This window comes from Moorena sp. SIO3E8 (genome assembly GCF_010692445.1).
Lineage (GTDB): Bacteria > Cyanobacteriota > Cyanobacteriia > Cyanobacteriales > Coleofasciculaceae > Moorena > Moorena bouillonii.
Genome location: NZ_JAAHHM010000034.1, coordinates 26,305 through 42,896 on the forward strand (window position 1 = coordinate 26,305; position 16,592 = coordinate 42,896).

The following is a 16,592-nucleotide window of genomic DNA, read 5'->3' on the forward strand; positions in this document are numbered from 1 at the left end:
AGATCCGCCCGCCAATGTATTAAGATTTATAAAAATTTATCACAAATTTGAAATTAATGTGCAACCTGTGGGACTGGTAACAATAATTTTGCGATCGCGATCGAACAATACAGAGCCGACCTGGATATGGTGCTCACTGTGTTTGCGGATGTAGTCAAAGCAGCGTTGGTCAATGGTTAATGCGATCGCATGATAAACCTGATTTACCCAATCAGTGCCCTGAGTCTGATCCCATTGACGCAGACAATTGAGAGCAGCTTCAGTGGTTTGACTGCCAAATACTTGCCTGATCAGTGGGGTTGGTACTCCTAACTGCGCACAGTGAGCGGTGATAATTTCCAGTCGTCCATCAGCTAGGTGGTGGTGAGTATGAAAAATTCCTCCTGCCAGTTTAATTAACTTACCATGATAGCCAAATAACAAAATTTCTGGCACCTGGCAGTATCCAGCTGCTACCAACAATGGTCCAAGCCAATTAGCTGTTTTAACCAGCCGCTCGGGATTAATCCCCAAGCCTCGCGCCAAATCTAAGCCATTTTCTCCCACACAGAACACTAGTGTTGATGAATGTGAGGAGGATTGCTCTTTTAGCAATTTGCTGGCTTTTGCTTTTAATTCCTCCTGGTAAGCAGCTAATTGACCAGGAGCACTCAGAGGCTGGGAAATGCCAGTAGTTCCTAGTAGGGAAAGTCCTTCTACTACACCAAAGGCAGAATTAGAAGTACGCTGTGCCAACTTCCGCCCTTCCGGCAAGATAATCGTCACCTGAATTTTCTCTGGCGCTACTAGCAGACAACTCAAGTTATGGTGCAATAGTTTCTTAGCGTAAGCATAGATGGCTGGTTTCCCTCCGGCATTGATTTGTCGTCCAATTCCTTCACCCCCTAATAACTGTATCGATTCAGTTTGCTCCGAGGAACCCCATTCTACGACTGCCCAAATCGGGGTATTACGGGTAAGGTCAAGGTTATCACCAGGGTTAGAGTGAGTGATAGCTAGCGCTACCCCTTCTCGAATCCTAGCCACTTGCTCAATGGGAATGTCTGCGGTTTCAGGAGGGTTAATTAAGTCCACTGATACCGTTTCCAAGGGTTGGCCGTTGCGTAACTGATGGAGGGCGGCTATTGCTGAGGCACAGGCGAATACAGGTAAGGTATATCCAGATTGAGGTAGGGAGGTCGTCATCTAAACAGGTGAAATTTGCGGACGCTTAGTTCTTCATTGTCTAATTGGTAATTTGTAGTTACCGTAATCGGTAACTACAAATTACCAACTATAGCTTTTTCAAGATAGTTCGGTAATACATTATTTCCGGTAAAGTTTGATTTGCTAGGGATTTTTTAATTAGTTTTTTCAAGTTTAAATTAACAATACTAATCCGTGTAGGAATTGTGATAATTTGTGATGCCATATTCCCTATTCCCTACGGGTGAATCTCAATGCAGGCAAAAACAATCTTCCGCAAGAGAATGCTAATATAGAATGCTAATATCATATTATGACAATTACCCTTGATACAAATCTCCCCCATCTCCCCCATCTCCCCATCTCCCCATCTCCCCACCGTGCCCACACTTCCTTTAGTTAATAGATTTATAATAAAAAGATGCACCCACTCCCTACTCCCTACTCCCTACTCCCTACTCCCTACTCCCTTTGCTATATTCTCAAGGGTTTGATATAAGGCTTGAGTATGTATCCAACCTACAAAACCACTGTAGAGACAGTCTCCTTCAGGGCTAGCTACAAATACATGGTGTATTAGTAAAGGATTCTTCCAAGTCCGAATGGAAATGCCATTTTTAAATGTTATATAGGTCTTGGCTCGGTGAAAATTTCGACCATGACCATCGGTCATACCTGGGACTGAGTGTAATTGTTGAATTAAGCTAGTAATAAAGTCTCCTGGTGGAGGAGATTTTGTGATAACTGGATTCGCCCAAAATTTCTGGATTTCTGCTGCGACTAACGGATGATTTTTCAGAGCAGCATGACGCAGATTAGGTAAACAAACGAATTGACTAGGAGAAAACTTGGTTGTCTGTATTGTAATCGTACCGTCGCTACCGTGATCACTATCACCAGCTATTACTAATGTGGGAATCACTGCGCCAATGGACTCTGCTAGTTGTCGGCGGTTGATACCTAAATCCTTTGCGATACCAATACCAATGCCCAAGGGGTCAATAATTCTAGCTAGATCTGCACCACCAATAGGAGAACCAATCAACACTAAGGATTCTACTTGTGACCACCAGTCTTGGTGACGACTGAGGAGTTCTAGCCAAATTAAGCCACCCATGGAATGAGCAATAATTCGGATTGGTGTTTGGGGATATGTGACAATGGTATCTAAGACGATGTGTTCGAGTTGGTTGATTAGGGGTTCTATCCAGAGCCAGGTTTTGAACCAACCGAGATCGGGAGCAATGATGGCAGTGCGGGATGTGGCTATGGATTGGGCAAGGCTTGCCATCGCTTTAGAGGTATCCGCCCATCCGTGTTGTGCGTATAGAAGAAAATCTGGTTTATCGGTCATTGCCCCTAAATCTAGGATACTGGTAGTTTCTTCTCGATTTTAGGTAGGGGAGTAAACCATGAGTCAGTAATTGTGACAATCCCTTGAGGGTCACATAATAGGCTTTCCAAGAAAAGGAATGCACCCTAACCGTTGCAGTATCACTGGATTCTTGGAAAGAGATGCTGCATAGCATTAGCTACAAGGGCTGAGGGACTTATTCCGGAATAGATATAACCTATTACCAAAACTGTTTGAAACCCCATGGTTCCAGCAATGATGAATACTGTAGACTATCTCCGGATTAGCTTGATTGACCGCTGCAATTTCCGTTGTCAGTACTGTATGCCTCAAGGAGCAGAACTTGACTATATCCTACGCCAAGAATTACTCACTGACCAAGAACTGCTGACTCTGCTCAAGGAGGTGTTTATCCCGGTAGGGTTTAGAAAGTTTCGCCTCACGGGAGGTGAACCCCTATTGCGTCCAGGTGTAGTGGAGTTAGTTAGAGCGATCGCATCTTTACCAGAAACACAAGATTTAGCGATGACTACCAATGCCTTTTTACTGGCTGGTATGGCAAAGGAACTCTACCAAGCGGGTTTACGGCGGATTAATATTAGTCTGGACTCCCTCAATCGAGAGACATTTGACAAAATTATTGGCAATCGGGGACGTTCGCGCTGGGAACAAACTTGGGAAGGGATAAAAGCTGCCCATCAGGTTGGATTTGACCCGTTAAAGCTAAATGTGGTGGTAATTCCAGGAACTAATGACCAGGAAGTGCTGGATTTAGCTGCTCTAACCATTGAGCGCTCCTGGCACGTTCGATTTATCGAGTTTATGCCCATCGGGAACTCCCAGCTATTTGGTGAGCGGGCGTGGGTACCTTCGGAAGAATTACGGCAACGGATTCACTTACGCTGGGGTTTGATAGAATCCAGTGTCCGGGGTAATGGCCCAGCTGATGTGTTCCAGATTCCTGGTGCCAAGGGCACCCTGGGATTTATTAGTCAGATGTCAGAATGTTTTTGCGATCGCTGCAATCGGATGCGTCTATCTGCTGATGGTTGGCTGCGTCCCTGCCTACTTAATGAACAAGGTCAAGTTGACTTAAAAACTGCTCTACGCAGCGGCGTTGATACCGCTGACTTAAGAGAGCAGGTCAGACAGTTGCTGATGATTAAACCAGAAATCAACTTCAAGGAGAGAGACTCTGGTACTGATAGTTCATATACAAGGACGATGTCACAAATTGGCGGATAGTTTTTTAGGTTACAGGTTAGCAGGTTAGCAGGTTAGCAGGTTAGTCAGGTTGAAGGTTGAAGGTTATTTAGGTTGAAGGTTGAAGGTTATTTAGGTTGAAGGTTGCAGGTTACTCCGGTTGAAGGTTGAAGGTTACTCCGGTTGAAGGTTGCAGGTTACAGGTGTTCTTGGTCTTGGTTACAGGTTAGCTGGTTCGAGCTTAGTAGGTTCGAGGTTAGAACCTTGGCCTTTCGGCCACGCGTGCGCGTTCAACCTTCAACCTGTTAACTTTCAACGGTTGTCAACCTTCAACCTGTTAACCTTCAACGGTTGTCAACTTTCAACCTGTTAACTTTCAACCTGTTAACCTTCAACCTGTTAACCTTCAACTCAAGCCGAACCTTCAACTCGGGTTAGACTTTCCTGGAGTAGTACTCAACCACCAGTAGCTCGTTAATTTGTAATGCTACCCATTCCCGATCAATAATCCCATTCACCTTCCCGGTGAAGGTGTTCTTATCAAACTCTAAATGGCTAGGAAGGTTTGCTAAGCCAGGAAATTCCAAGTTGCGTTCTACTAGACGGCGGGATTGATCACGGTTTCTAACCGCAATCACATCGCCAGGGCGACACTGATAGCTAGCAATATTAACTACTTGACCATTTACAGTAACATGACCGTGATTCACGAGCTGACGAGCCGCTGGGATGGTACCTCCCATACCCATGCGGAAGACTGTGTTATCCAGTCGCATCTCTAGCAGTTGCAGCAAAGCTTGTCCAGTGGAACCGGTGGCTCGACGAGCTTTACGGACATAGCGAATTAACTGCTTTTCAGTCACTCCGTAGTTATAGCGCAGTTTCTGCTTTTCTTCGAGACGGATCGCATATTCTGAGCGTTTCCGACGGTTTTGACCATGTTGACCAGGGGGATAGGCACGGCGGGGTGTTTTACGACTTAAACCGGGCAAATCACCCAGACGGCGAACGACCCGCAGACGCGGGCCTCTATATCGGGACATATAACTTCCTCTGTACTATCTTGTGTACTATCTTTACTAAAGATTTCCCAAAACTATTATCATACAATTTATTAGGGCAGTGGGGATAAGGAAATTGCCATGGGGAAAATTTCCAGCAGGTGTTAGGTCAATAGCCCTATCTACGGAAATTTCTATACTGCAAACCACCTTAGTGCTATATAACGGGATTAGCGCTACCCAACCCATACGCGATCGCTTCACGAAAGAAGGCGGGGTAAAGGCTTTGACGCAACTACCCTAAATAATCACTTCTAGGTTTATATCATGTCCGGATAATTAGTGATAAAAAAAAACCTTATTCCTTTACTTCTGCCAAATGGCTTCGATTGGGCACAAGCGTGTAAGTATTCAACCGGAGATGATATTAGTGACCAAGGACGTAATTAAAAATCAGCGGAGCTACAATTGATGCATCCGATTCAATCACGTAACTAGGGGTGTCCGTATCAAGTTTGCCCCAACTAATCTTTTCACTAGGTAGTGCGCCACTGTAGGAACCGTATGAGGTGGTACAATCACTAATTTGGGCGAAGTAACTCCACAACTTACAGTCTTCCTTGAGATCCTGGTGGATCAGTGGCACAACGCAGATGGGAAAATCTCCAGCAATTCCACCCCCAATTTGAAAGAACCCCATGGAAAAATCTCTAGTATTTTCCTTATACCAATTCACAAGAAATACCATCAGCTCAAGACCGCTACGCACAACATTCAAGCGACTGATATTGCCTTTGATAACTTCAGAAACAAAGGAATTTACCAGAGTTTAATCCTCCCATCCAGGAACAAAAATAGGAATTTGTTTCTGCCATGCTGCGATCACCCATGAGTCACGAGGATCAATTTCATAAGAGTCTTTCAGCTCTTGACTTTCAAGAAGTTGATAAATGAACTCGTATGGGAAAAAGCTTTGGCCAGATTGATCAGCTGCTTGCCACAGTTTTAGCATATGCCGATCAATTTTTCTCATCGCTTCTTCTTCAGGGATACAGGTATCAGTAACTCGATTCATACCGGACTCAAAAAGAACCTTTTCCTCTTCTGGTTTCAGTGAACGATAATCCGGTACTTTCTTATATAGGACTTACGCATTTGCCCCCTAAATCCCCCAATTCTGGGGGACTTTGACATCATTACCCCCCAAAATTGGGGGGCTAGGGGGGCGAAATCCACTTAACCGCGTAAGTCCTGTTATATTGAGAGTGGGCAACTAGATTGAAGATATCCTCTTCAAGATTCGCTCCGGTACAGCAAATAGCATGTACCTTGTCTTGGCGAATCATTTCAGCCAGAGAGATACCCAGCTCTCCTGTACTCATGGCCCCAGCCATAGTCAGGAACATTTTATTACCAGATTCCAGGTGTTTCACCCATCCTTCAGCCGCCTCAACACACACGGCTGCATTAAAGTGTCGAAAATTTCTGTTCATGAACTCTCGAATCATAGTTTTTCCTCCAATAGTGGGTCTTACATTTGAGTACTTTACAGAACTATAGATAAACGTTTTATAAACAGCAAAATCACCCATTGATAAAATGGTAAAAAATCGGAAGCAGCAGTTAGTTAACAGCCTTGATAAAAACTTGCTACTGCCAACTGAAACTCTCCCTCAGCTAAAGCACGAAGGAAACAAGCTAGGATATCAAGTCTTCATATAATTGAAAACATAGTACCGTTGGCTCCGGAGCAAAACTCCCAGGGCTGACTTTGACTATACTTAAGCCTTGATGCAGTCTCTCAAGGGGAAGCAGCTAGGGTTTTTTTCACCACCAAACACTGCTAGAAAATCCTGATCTAGTTAACTAGCTTTTGACGTTTATGATTCCTCGTCACAAATTTAGTAGACAAGGGGAATCACGCCCCTAAGTTATGTTCATCCCCGGCGCTTGTACACAAGGGGTTTCAACTGCGTTTGAGATCAAGAAATACCTGATCACCAGCAACGCTTCTCGATTTGGTGTTGTTTTTAACAATTATCACGATCTCTGATTATATATCAATCTGGTAACACCTGTGTTGAAGGTTACTGCTGGAGCGGACAGGGAAATAAGTGACCTCCCTGATCTGGCGTTGCTCCTGTTGTGGGATGATTGAAGCGAATGGACAGCCAATAAGTGTTTTGCTATGGTTAGTCTTAAATCTAGAATAGCATCGGCTGTTGATTTGAGGCACTGATGGCCTGTTCATCGATTACTTTTATCTGAGTCCTGATACGATTTACACCATGACAGACTTGATTAGTGAAATTTTAAGTAAAGTAGGGTCAGTTGCTCCTCAAGTACCGCCATACTTTGAGTCCCTAGAAACCTACGCTGTTAAGAAAGTTTCCGATGCTGACACGATTGATGTGATTGATGGCTCCGGAGAAGAGATTACAGTGCGCTTCGTTTACATTGATGCACCAGAAACTCCTAAGGGGTGGGGTTACAAAAAACTTGAGGATAAAAATCAGGACAATGCGCTCTATCAAAGTCAATTTAAGTGGGGCAATGAAGGTAAAGACTGGGTCAAACATTTGGTAGAAGAAAACGGTAATAAAGTTAAATTGAGAATTACCGACATCGACACTCGCTACAATCGTAGCATTGGCGAAGTTTACTTATTGGATGGCACCTTTCTTCAGCATAGTTTAGTAAAAGAAGGATTAGCACTGATTTATTACGATTATTTTAGTAAGTGCCCTCGGGAGATGGCTATCTCTCTTCTGTTGGCAGAGGCAGATGCGGAAGGCCAAGGCAAAGGGTTATGGCAAGAACCGAAGTCAGGATTTATCCAGCCTTGGCTGTTTCGTCCCCTTAAGAAAAAGCAAAAAGCCTTGCTTGGAGACCCAGATGCATATCAGCAGCTTACAGAAAAAATTCAAACCCTCTGTGAAGACCTAGAAGCTGGCAAGATGACTAAAGATCAGTTTGAGGATACGTTTAAGGAGACGCTGAAGTAATACTATCAATTGGGTGCATCTCATATTTGTAAAAAAGAAGGGAAGTGTGGGGAGATGGGGAGATGGGGAGATAGGGAGATGGGGAGATGGGGAGATAGGGAGATGGGGAGATAGGGAGATGGGGAGATGGGGAGATTTTTATTATGGGTAATTATCCGTAAGCATTCAGCTATCAGCATTCAGCTATCAGCATTCAGCATTCAGCATTCAGCTATCAGCATTCAGCATTCAGCTATCAGCTATCAGCTTATGCGCAATGGGCTTTTACTCAGACTTTCAATTCTCATGCTTCTCTATCAATATTAAATTCTCCCGTTCCCCTAGCGTGGCCATAGGCCAAAGAAGTTTATTTTAAGCTGAACGCGCACGCGTGAGCTAAAAGCTCACGGCTGACGGCTGACTGCTGTTCGCGTAGCGTGCGCGTAGCGCATATGCTTACAATTATCCTAACATGATATAAGTTGATAAACTGATAAACAGTTAATATATCAATTATCAATGAATTGTGATAATTTTTGTTACCTACTCCCTACTTCCTACTCCCTGTTACCTACTCCCTGTTACCTACTCCCTACTCCCTACTCCCTGTTCCCTGTTTCCTGTTCCCTGTTCCCTTGGATATATAGATTTAAGCTACTAGCTAAACAAATTACCATTCTAATCGTTAGATTATAACTAATTATTACAATTTATGTAAATTGCCTTGATTTTTTTGTTTTTTTTCTTGACAAGAATAGTAGCCATTGGTTATACTATAATCATTGGAAAAAGAGCCGCGCTCATCGGCCACCAACCTGGAAGCGCGGCTCTCCCCCCCAAGTTACATGGAGGTAATTCTATAATAATGGCAAAACAGCGATTCGTTTATCATCCCATCGATTATCACGAAGCGATGGAGCGCCTTGAGCAGCTTGCACAACAAAGGGAGTCGGAGGGAGAAAATTCCTATCCCTATCCCATAACGGAGCGCGAGCAAATCCTAATCCGACTGTACAGTTACTCCGAATTGCGTATGACACCGCAACGGTTTTACAATAAGTGGGACTTGAGTCGGGAAGATATGGCCTTGATCTGCTCCTGCTCCGTTCACACTGTTAACGGCTGGTTTAACACCAGTCGTCGCTGTTACCCTCTGACTCCTGGTTACTTGCGCCATCTGGCCATTATGGATTTCTTGTTGGAGGATTTCGAGACAATTTCTAAACCGTTATTGGAGCGATGCAGCGCGGTCTTGGGGGTTTCCCCCATGAGCGACTGCATCAAGACAGCGATTGTTCTCGAAGGAAGGCAGAATTAAGAATTAAGAATTAAGAATGTAGAATTCCAGATTATACATTCTTAATTAAAAAAGCTTGAAGGTTTAAGGTTGAAAAGTTAAGGTTGAAGGTTGTTTGTCAGAATGTAGAATGTAGAATGCATAATTATACATTCTACATTCTTAATTATACATTCTACATTCAAATCTATTCCCATGGTTAGATTTGTACAAGTCAAACAGGGATGCTAGACTGGATTTAATGTAACCTAAAATGACTCTCCCAAGGTTTTAGACTTTGGGAGTGCTTTACTGGCTGTTAAGCAATTTACTATATTTTATAATACTTATCAAGCCTTTTTAAGAGCTTATTGATAATAGCTAGCAGTTATCAATTGGGTGAGGTAAATCAGTTGAGAATTTTAGGAAATAGGAAACAGAGAACAGCTAAAAAATCCTGTATACTTGATTACTATCAGAACTACCGTAATTTTGCTAATTGCCCCTGAGCAAACTTCCGCAGTTTAGGATCGGGGTCATGCTCTGCTCTATCCTGCAATAAGGATCGGGTTTGGGAATGGTTAGGATAATATTTCAGGATGGCCTGAAGGGCTACTTGTCGAGGATTGACATTGTCGTAATCCTCGTCTTGATCACGCTCAAAGGGGTCATTGAGAGTGCGATGCTCTGAAAGAGCCGCTACGCGAACGCATAAAAATTCCCATAACCAAGGCTGATCGTGCCAACCTAGAGCTAACTGTTCAATTGCTTTAGCTCGCACCAACCAATGCTGATCACAGCGAGCCCATTCTTGAAGTATGGCTAAGGTATCTGGGTGGTCTTTGTAACCTAGAGCTAACTGTTCAATTGCTCTAAGTCGCACATAGCAATAAGTATCAGAGCGAGCCGATTCTTGCAGTAGGGCTAAGGTATCTGGGTGGTCTTTGTAACCTAGAGCTAACTGTTCAATTGCTGTACCTCGCACGAACAAATCAGTATCAGAGCGAGCCCATTTTTGAAGTAGGCGTAAGGTATCTGGATGGTCTTGCCAATGGGTGGCTACTGCTACAACAGCTTGAGTATGAAGATCACGGACTAAATTGGCCTGATATCCATATGGGTCATAATCATAATTTAGATCATAAAAAATTAAGTCTTTGAAGCGATTCAGTAATCGAGCATCCGTTGATTTAATTTCATACCGATTCCTAACTTCAGACAAACAATCCGCTGCCATAAATAAATTATTAAACTTATTACATTCTCTATCTTGTGCCATCAAATACTCAATAATTTCTCCAGCTTTGTTGGAATCAATCATGCCCACAATCAACCTGAGCACTTCATGCCAAGATTCATCCGGCCAGTGCTGACCAAAGACTTCAGTTTTCAACTGTTCTAGGGAAATCTCCTGTTTTTTTTCAAATTTCCTGACAAATTCCCAAGCACAGAAATATTCCAAAAATGTCCGATGCACAAAGGCGTAATAATTGGCTCCCATGAAACACAAAATAAAATTGCGGGTGCGCAACTGATTAATCATTACCTTAGCAACGGCTCTGGGATTAGTAACGTCTCGTAATTTCAGCTCCTCTTTGATAATCGTTTCTAAATCCTCTCCACTAATCATATTTCCCGCTAACCCTGCTTGATTACCCTGCATTAAATCTGCTACTTTTCCTAGCATCTGTTGCTTATCTTTATAATCAATAGTCTTGGGATCAACACGATTATCTTCTAGTAATGCTCGCTCTACATCCCATTGATAAAGCAGTAATCGAGACGCTTGGTTATAGAGTTCAGAACGGTCACGAGGCAATTCTTGATTGCGGTTCAGGATTGCCATCATAGTTAGTAATAGGGGATTTACCGCCAGTTGTCGAATTGGGTATGATGTGTTTATTGCTTTGTGTAAGCGCTCCTGTTTCCTAACTTTATCGGCTTGATTCGTAAAGGTTAACTCATGCCAGTGCTCGATAAAGGTTTGAATTTGTTCTGACTCCAAGTCTTGGAGCATAACATGACGAAAATAAGCATTTCGTAGCCGTTGGGGTTTATAACCAATTACCCGAGATGTAACAATTACTCGTACCTTAGGATAGGTATTGCTAAAGCGATGAATATCGGTAATCACATCTTCTCGTTTCCCTGGCTCAAAGACTTCATCCAAGCCATGGCCGTTGGCCACGCTACGCGAACAAACATCACTAATACCTTACCAGCCTTTAACTGGTGATGCAGTTGATGTTGATTCAGATGACAGATGGAGCCACTGCTTTGATGGCAGAATTCCAAGAAGTTATTACACTGTCCACTATCGCGATTGCGGATATAGGTGCGTAATTCAATCAGTAAGGGAATTGGTATAGAAAGGGCAGTAGTCAAATCTGTTCTTGCCCAATTTAATGCTAAATATTGCAGCAAAGTAGATTTACCGGAGCCTGGGTCTCCTAAAACTACGAAATAGGGATAGCCTTGAGAGTCATTAATAACATCCAATACGGATTTAACCGGCTGTTGATGATAAGCGTCTTTAGCTCGTTTCAACTCCTCTATATCAATAGTTATTTCTAGTTGACCACTGTCTCCCAGTTGTTTATAATATTCTTTAGGAAGTTCATGAATAGCTGACGGCATCAGGTCATGAACCTCTCGCACATTTTGGGGGATAAATATCTTCCAGAGTTTTAGTTCGTTATAGGCATAGCCACTGGTATCTAAACTATCCAAGCCGAGATTACCGTAGCGCTCTAAAAGTGCTTCTTGATAGGTGCTTAAGTCAAAGTCTGGGATAATGCCTGCTGTAGCTTTAGTGTTGTTTGCGATTAGCCCGAAGGGCTACGCTACGCGATCGCATCCAAGGTTTGGGAATCTCGGATAGGCCGTAACTGATCCGATTCCCGGATGATAGTTTGTACTTGCTTGAGATACTGTCTACCAATATACTTCCAACGAAATTCTTCCGGTAATGGTAATAACTTAAGCTCAATCCAAGTCTTGGCTAATGTCTCGGTATCTATTTGTTGACAGCCATACTTAAACGCACTTCCTAGGATAGCTTTAATGGATTTGTTCTTAATATACTGCTTGAGGGGTTTAGTATACTGTTTTAATTCTTGCTTAGATAAATCAGCATCTTCCAATTCCTTTTCCACTAAGGCTACAAATTCTTTTAAGGCTTTACCGAAGAGTTTTTTCTGGGTATTTTGATCCGATAGTCCAGTATACTCTTTGATAGACTCTTTGAAGAAGTCTTTGGTGTAGTCTTCTAGAGCGTCTTTGGCCAAGGGACCGATCACTTCTTTGGCGAGATAGCCACCGGCACTAGAAATTCCCCAAATTGCTAACCAATCCAGCATGATATTGGTAGTTGTTTTTTGATTTATTTATCATTATAGAGGAAAGGGAGTAGGGAGTAGTAGGGAGTCGGGAGTCGGGAACAGGGAGTTTGACCCGGTGGTGCGTTACGGGCCGGGCTGTCTCAACCGATGTCAAGAGGCGTAAAATCAAGGGGAGCCCGTCCCTAACACACCCTACGCAACTTGACATGGGGTTTGGATATTTGAGCTGCGGGGGCACGTTCTTTTTGGTATTATCAATACTTAAGCGTACACGGAGCAACTTTCGATGTCGCTGTAATTTAATCTAAGCAATAGGTTCAGGCATTTTATCCAACTGGTCTGTACCCAGTAGTACATACATTAGTAATGACAATTTGGCACATGAGGCAAGAAGTGTTATTTGTATCTGTTGGACTTGGATTGGTAATTTTAGCCAGTCATGAGACCCCTGCACATGCACAACTCGAACAAAGTCCTATTGACATACGCTCTGAAAACAAAGTAGATAGTCTACCTTCCCTAAATTTCACCTACAGTGATGACACTGAACTAGCAATAATTAATACTGGTTCACCCGACGAGTTCGGCACTATTGAAGCAGTTGTAGAGGATGGTGCAGGTATTCTGGAGTTTGAATCTGAAGAATTTGAACTTAAGCAGTTTCACTTCCATTCGCCCAGTGAGAACACACTGGATGGACAAGCTTTTCCAGGGGAATTGCACCTGGTTCATGAAAGTGATGATGGTGATTTATTAGTAGTTGCCAGATGGATTGAAGAAGGTAAATTCAACGTATTGCTAGACCCAATATTTTCAAATTTACCGCCACAAGAAACGAGTACTGAGATTCCCATCAATAACTTTGAGCTGAGTAGTTTATTACCCAATGATCTATCCTCATATCAATTTACTGGCTCATTGACAACGCCACCCTTTACTGAGGGCGTAAAATGGGTTGTGCTGAACGAAACACTCGAATTGTCCCAAGGGCAACTTGACAATTTTCAGACGCTCTTTCCCAATGGCAATGCTCGCGATGTACAATCCCTCAATAGTCGGATCGTTCAGACTGATATTGTAGCATCTAGTGCCGTTCCCGAACCCGCTTCTACCCTTTCTCTTATTGCTTTGGGTGTTATTGCAGCTGGCGGCACATTGAAAAAGCAGACAGCATAAAGAGCTGACTCAATAGCTGTTTAAGGGAGGTCGCCATCTCCTTTATCCAGGGGTTTTTTGAGCCTGGTAGACTCAATTTGTATATAGGGAATTTCTTTATTACAAATTGAGTCTACGGGTGCTGTATCACCTTCTGTGTCTAGGTTCTCAGTCTTTAGTTTATCTGCCCATTTACGACTTGCCCCTTACGATCGGCGGCAAAGGCTAAATGCTTAGCGACAGTTGCTAAAATCAAAGTCATGAGTCGGACAAAAATTGAGGTAATCTCATGTCTGTTGCCAAACCCTTATTTGAGCAGGTTATTCTCCCTCATCCGGCCAAAGAAACCCTGCCAACCATGTATGATTTACCCAGTGAAGATCCCGAGGAGCCGGGTTTGCCTGACGAATTTCATCTTTGGCAGCCACAACTGTGTACTGAGACCTTTCGCCCTCCCAATTATGAGAGCGAAAGGGTGTTTGTCGCCAGTGACTTAAATTTATATTATGACCCCAAACATACCGCTTGGTACAAACGACCGGATTGGTTTGCTGTAGTGGGGATTTCCCGATTCTACCAGGAACGAGAGCTCAGAATGAGTTATGTGATCTGGCAAGAAGACGTCAGACCAATTGTGGCCATAGAGTTGCTCTCTGCTAGTACCAAAGATCAAGACCTTGGTTACAGTGAACGAACGGGAGAAGCACCAACCAAATGGGAAGTGTACGAGCAAATTTTAGCAATTCCCTACTATGTTACCTTTGACCGAGTCAGTAACGAATTACAACTTTTTCAGTTAGATGGTGGCAGCTATCAACCCCAAACCATAGACAATTCCAAATTTTGGATGCCTGAGTTGCAATTGGGTTTAGGACTATGGCTTGGGGAATATCGGGGATTGAATCGGTTGTGGCTACGTTGGTATGATCAACAGGGGAATTGGATTCCTACTGAGGCAGAACGAACCGAACTCGAACGCCAACGAGCTGAACAGGAACGGCAACGAGCTGAACTCGAACGGCAACGAGCTGAACTGGCTCAACAACGAGCTGAACAGGAACACCAACGAGCTGAACTGGCTCAACAACGAGCTGAACAATTAGCAGAACGGTTACGAGAGATGGGTATTAATCCCGATGAAATTTAACCTCTGTCTGAGTTGGTGGGTGTATGTCATTTAAGCTGTTTGACCCGCTGGTGGGTGAGATTATGTTCGGATAATTGGGGACAATACTGATAGATTGGCAATCTTTTTCAGTGCTACTGACACTGACGATAATTCCTTAAACGCAGTGCATGGCGAAAATTCGGAAAACCGTTGTGAACACGATTGGGTTAAATCCAGATTACCTGATTCCCGTTCCCAAAGAGACAATTCCGAAAACAGGGATTGGCAAAATTCAGCGCCAGGAATTGAGAAAAAGATTTGAGGCTGGTGAATTCCATGGCATCTTTTGAAAGGCTGAAGTTAATAACCTGTAGTTTGAGCAGATTATCAATAAAATTATCTAGGAATTAATAATATAAAACTGTCATAAAATCAGAGACTATTTGTTAAATATTGCTTAAATAGTTATTTGTGTAAAACAGGCATGTTGGTGGAACGGGCATCTTGCCTGTTTCCTGCCCCAAAATTTACTGACTGCTGACAGCTGACGGCTCTATGCTTACTTAGCAACCGGTACCTGTTGGGTAATACAATGAACCCCTCCTCCACCTTCAGCCAGAATCAGACCATCCACACCAACAACCCTCCGCCCAGGGAAAACCTCACGCAGAATAGCAAGGGGAGCATCATCTTGGCTGGAGTCACCAGCAACTGGAACGATCACAGCATTATTAGCAATATAAAAATTCATATGAGCAACATCTAAGCCAAGAGGAATCTCAACAATCTCAAACTTACGTCCGCGAGCATCAGTACTTTGTTGTAATCGATGCTTAGCATCCCGACAAATCTTGTAGTTTGGATCATTCCTATCATCAGTGCTATGGAGTAAGACCAATCCAGGTGCGGCAAATGCGCAAATCCCATCCACATGTCCATCTGTCACCGGATCAGGTACGATACCACGACCTAGCCAAACCACGGTTTCAGCCCCGAGATAGTGCTTCAACAATCTCTCAACTTGAGACTTACTCATGGTGGGGTTGCGATTAGGGTTAAGTAAACATTCCTCAGTGGTGATAATAGTACCTTCACCATCTAATGTCACACCACCGCCCTCCAAGACTAGAGAGGATGAGTACATGGTAGTATCAAGATAGTGAGACAATCGCGCCTTTAGTAAAGCATCGTCGTGATAGGGGGGAAACTTACCACCCCAACCGTTGAAAGTAAACCCAGCTACCCGACGTGAACCCTTGCCGTTCACCAAAAACATCGGACCGGAATCCCTTGCCCAGCCATCGTTTACGGGAAACTCAATCAGTTCGATATCGGAACTCAACAAGCCCTTAGCCACACCCTTGTCTTGAGGATGAACAACCATCGAAACCGGTTCAAACTCATTGACAGCATTCGCCACTGCTGCCCATTCCCGCCTTGCCTTCTTCAGACCATACCCTTTCCAATTCTGAGCTGGAGGAAACACCATGATCGTGAATTCATGGGGTTGCCATTCCGCCGGAAAGAAAAAGCCATCCTCAAGGGGTGTTGTCTCTTGTAATAACGTCACTCCAGTGCTGCTATAGTCCGGCATTTCACTACTACTAACCTCAGTTCTCACCCTTGAGCAAACTGCTGACCAACCCAAGGCACTAGCAGCTGAAAGAACACTTAACTTTAGTAACCTTCGACGATTCAACATAGCGTTTATCTATTCTAGAGTACTTATCACTTGGGTAGGGAGTAGGGAGTAGGGAGTAGGGAGTAGGGAGTAGGAATTCTCCCATACTTCCCACCCTCCCCACACTTCCCACCCTCCCCATAGTTCCCACCCTCTCCACACTTCCCTCTCTCCCCACACTCTTCTTCTCTCCCCACACTTCCCACACCTCCCATACTTCCCACACTTGCCATGGTTTTCGATGGTTAATGCTAGCAGCGTTATCATAGAGTGGCTCAAATGTCCAGTGACAGGTGATCTGTTT

20 protein-coding genes and 1 pseudogene are annotated in these 16,592 nt (G+C 43.7%); 9 read left to right on the plus strand and 12 right to left on the minus strand.

The window, feature by feature from the left end; genetic code table 11:
- Positions 1–39: 39 nt before the first annotated feature.
- The 3 genes from cbiD to F6K46_RS16735 form a co-directional block, all read right to left on the minus strand.
- Positions 40–1,185, minus strand: coding sequence for a cobalt-precorrin-5B (C(1))-methyltransferase CbiD (cbiD, locus tag F6K46_RS16725; protein ID WP_293060023.1), 1,146 nt, complete (start codon positions 1,183–1,185; stop codon positions 40–42).
- Positions 1,186–1,423: 238 nt separating this feature from the next.
- A complete protein-coding gene (locus F6K46_RS16730) occupies positions 1,424–1,564 on the minus strand; it encodes a hypothetical protein (RefSeq protein ID WP_293060026.1) in 141 nt (46 codons plus the stop codon).
- Between the two features lie 69 nt (positions 1,565–1,633).
- Complete coding sequence (locus tag F6K46_RS16735; protein WP_293060029.1) at positions 1,634–2,539, minus strand: alpha/beta hydrolase; 906 nt, start codon at positions 2,537–2,539, stop codon at positions 1,634–1,636.
- 258 nt (positions 2,540–2,797) lie between these two features.
- Here F6K46_RS16735 and moaA point away from each other — a divergent pair, with 258 nt between their 5' ends.
- Positions 2,798–3,784 carry a GTP 3',8-cyclase MoaA gene (gene moaA, locus F6K46_RS16740; protein ID WP_293060089.1) on the plus strand — a complete coding sequence of 329 codons (987 nt, stop codon included), beginning with the start codon at positions 2,798–2,800 and terminating at the stop codon, positions 3,782–3,784.
- 392 nt (positions 3,785–4,176) lie between these two features.
- Here the strand turns inward: moaA and rpsD are convergent, their stop codons facing one another.
- Positions 4,177–4,785: a 30S ribosomal protein S4 gene (gene rpsD, locus F6K46_RS16745; RefSeq protein ID WP_070395435.1), complete on the minus strand. Its 609-nt coding sequence runs from the start codon at positions 4,783–4,785 to the stop codon at positions 4,177–4,179.
- A gap of 79 nt (positions 4,786–4,864) precedes the next feature.
- Between rpsD and F6K46_RS16750 the strand changes: the two genes are divergently transcribed.
- Positions 4,865–5,047, plus strand: coding sequence for a hypothetical protein (locus F6K46_RS16750; RefSeq protein WP_293017902.1), 183 nt, complete (start codon positions 4,865–4,867; stop codon positions 5,045–5,047).
- A 123-nt stretch (positions 5,048–5,170) separates the two neighbouring features.
- Here F6K46_RS16750 and F6K46_RS16755 read toward each other — a convergent pair.
- Positions 5,171–5,857 (minus strand): annotated as a pseudogene (locus F6K46_RS16755) (deoxyhypusine synthase family protein).
- A 103-nt stretch (positions 5,858–5,960) separates the two neighbouring features.
- On the minus strand, positions 5,961–6,251 hold the full coding sequence (locus F6K46_RS16760; protein ID WP_293060032.1) for a deoxyhypusine synthase family protein: 291 nt from the start codon (positions 6,249–6,251) through the stop codon (positions 5,961–5,963).
- A 780-nt stretch (positions 6,252–7,031) separates the two neighbouring features.
- Here F6K46_RS16760 and F6K46_RS16765 point away from each other — a divergent pair.
- The 4 genes from F6K46_RS16765 to F6K46_RS16780 all read left to right on the plus strand — a co-directional run bounded on the left by F6K46_RS16765 (position 7,032) and on the right by F6K46_RS16780 (position 9,045).
- Entirely contained in the window at positions 7,032–7,748 is a 717-nt protein-coding gene (locus F6K46_RS16765; RefSeq protein WP_293060035.1) for a thermonuclease family protein, read from the plus strand.
- Between the two features lie 126 nt (positions 7,749–7,874).
- Positions 7,875–8,054 carry a hypothetical protein gene (locus tag F6K46_RS16770; RefSeq protein WP_293060038.1) on the plus strand — a complete coding sequence of 60 codons (180 nt, stop codon included), beginning with the start codon at positions 7,875–7,877 and terminating at the stop codon, positions 8,052–8,054.
- Between the two features lie 199 nt (positions 8,055–8,253).
- On the plus strand, positions 8,254–8,388 hold the full coding sequence (locus F6K46_RS16775) for a hypothetical protein (RefSeq protein WP_293060041.1): 135 nt from the start codon (positions 8,254–8,256) through the stop codon (positions 8,386–8,388).
- A gap of 204 nt (positions 8,389–8,592) precedes the next feature.
- The gene (locus F6K46_RS16780; RefSeq protein WP_293060045.1) at positions 8,593–9,045 is read left to right on the plus strand and encodes a hypothetical protein; all 453 of its coding nucleotides are present in this window, start codon (positions 8,593–8,595) and stop codon (positions 9,043–9,045) included.
- A gap of 439 nt (positions 9,046–9,484) precedes the next feature.
- Here F6K46_RS16780 and F6K46_RS16785 read toward each other — a convergent pair whose 3' ends face one another.
- The 4 genes from F6K46_RS16785 to F6K46_RS16800 all read right to left on the minus strand — a co-directional run bounded on the left by F6K46_RS16785 (position 9,485) and on the right by F6K46_RS16800 (position 12,552).
- On the minus strand, positions 9,485–11,191 hold the full coding sequence (locus F6K46_RS16785; RefSeq protein WP_293060048.1) for a HEAT repeat domain-containing protein: 1,707 nt from the start codon (positions 11,189–11,191) through the stop codon (positions 9,485–9,487).
- Positions 11,134–11,733 carry an NACHT domain-containing protein gene (locus tag F6K46_RS16790; protein ID WP_293060050.1) on the minus strand — a complete coding sequence of 200 codons (600 nt, stop codon included), beginning with the start codon at positions 11,731–11,733 and terminating at the stop codon, positions 11,134–11,136. The genes F6K46_RS16785 and F6K46_RS16790 overlap by 58 nt, the downstream gene beginning before the upstream one ends.
- 113 nt (positions 11,734–11,846) lie before the next feature.
- Positions 11,847–12,362 (minus strand): hypothetical protein, encoded by a 516-nt coding sequence (locus F6K46_RS16795; protein WP_293060052.1) that lies wholly within the window; start codon positions 12,360–12,362, stop codon positions 11,847–11,849.
- Positions 12,328–12,552 (minus strand): hypothetical protein, encoded by a 225-nt coding sequence (locus F6K46_RS16800; RefSeq protein ID WP_293060055.1) that lies wholly within the window; start codon positions 12,550–12,552, stop codon positions 12,328–12,330. Before F6K46_RS16800 ends, F6K46_RS16795 begins: the two co-directional genes overlap by 35 nt.
- A 158-nt stretch (positions 12,553–12,710) precedes the next feature.
- Here F6K46_RS16800 and F6K46_RS16805 point away from each other — a divergent pair, with 158 nt between their 5' ends.
- From F6K46_RS16805 to F6K46_RS16815, 3 genes are all read left to right on the plus strand, one after another.
- On the plus strand, positions 12,711–13,520 hold the full coding sequence (locus F6K46_RS16805) for a carbonic anhydrase family protein (protein WP_293060058.1): 810 nt from the start codon (positions 12,711–12,713) through the stop codon (positions 13,518–13,520).
- Between the two features lie 268 nt (positions 13,521–13,788).
- Positions 13,789–14,646, plus strand: coding sequence for a Uma2 family endonuclease (locus F6K46_RS16810; RefSeq protein ID WP_293060061.1), 858 nt, complete (start codon positions 13,789–13,791; stop codon positions 14,644–14,646).
- 149 nt (positions 14,647–14,795) lie between these two features.
- Positions 14,796–14,957, plus strand: a complete 162-nt coding sequence (locus F6K46_RS16815) for a hypothetical protein (RefSeq protein ID WP_008190829.1) — start codon at positions 14,796–14,798, stop codon at positions 14,955–14,957.
- 209 nt (positions 14,958–15,166) lie between these two features.
- On the opposite strand, the gene F6K46_RS16820 is transcribed toward F6K46_RS16815, so the two are convergent.
- Together F6K46_RS16820 and F6K46_RS16825 are read right to left on the minus strand one after the other, a co-directional pair.
- Positions 15,167–16,309 (minus strand): agmatine/peptidylarginine deiminase, encoded by a 1,143-nt coding sequence (locus tag F6K46_RS16820; RefSeq protein WP_293060068.1) that lies wholly within the window; start codon positions 16,307–16,309, stop codon positions 15,167–15,169.
- Positions 16,310–16,335: 26 nt separating this feature from the next.
- Positions 16,336–16,521: a hypothetical protein gene (locus tag F6K46_RS16825; RefSeq protein ID WP_293060070.1), complete on the minus strand. Its 186-nt coding sequence runs from the start codon at positions 16,519–16,521 to the stop codon at positions 16,336–16,338.
- Positions 16,522–16,592: the final 71 nt, after the last annotated feature.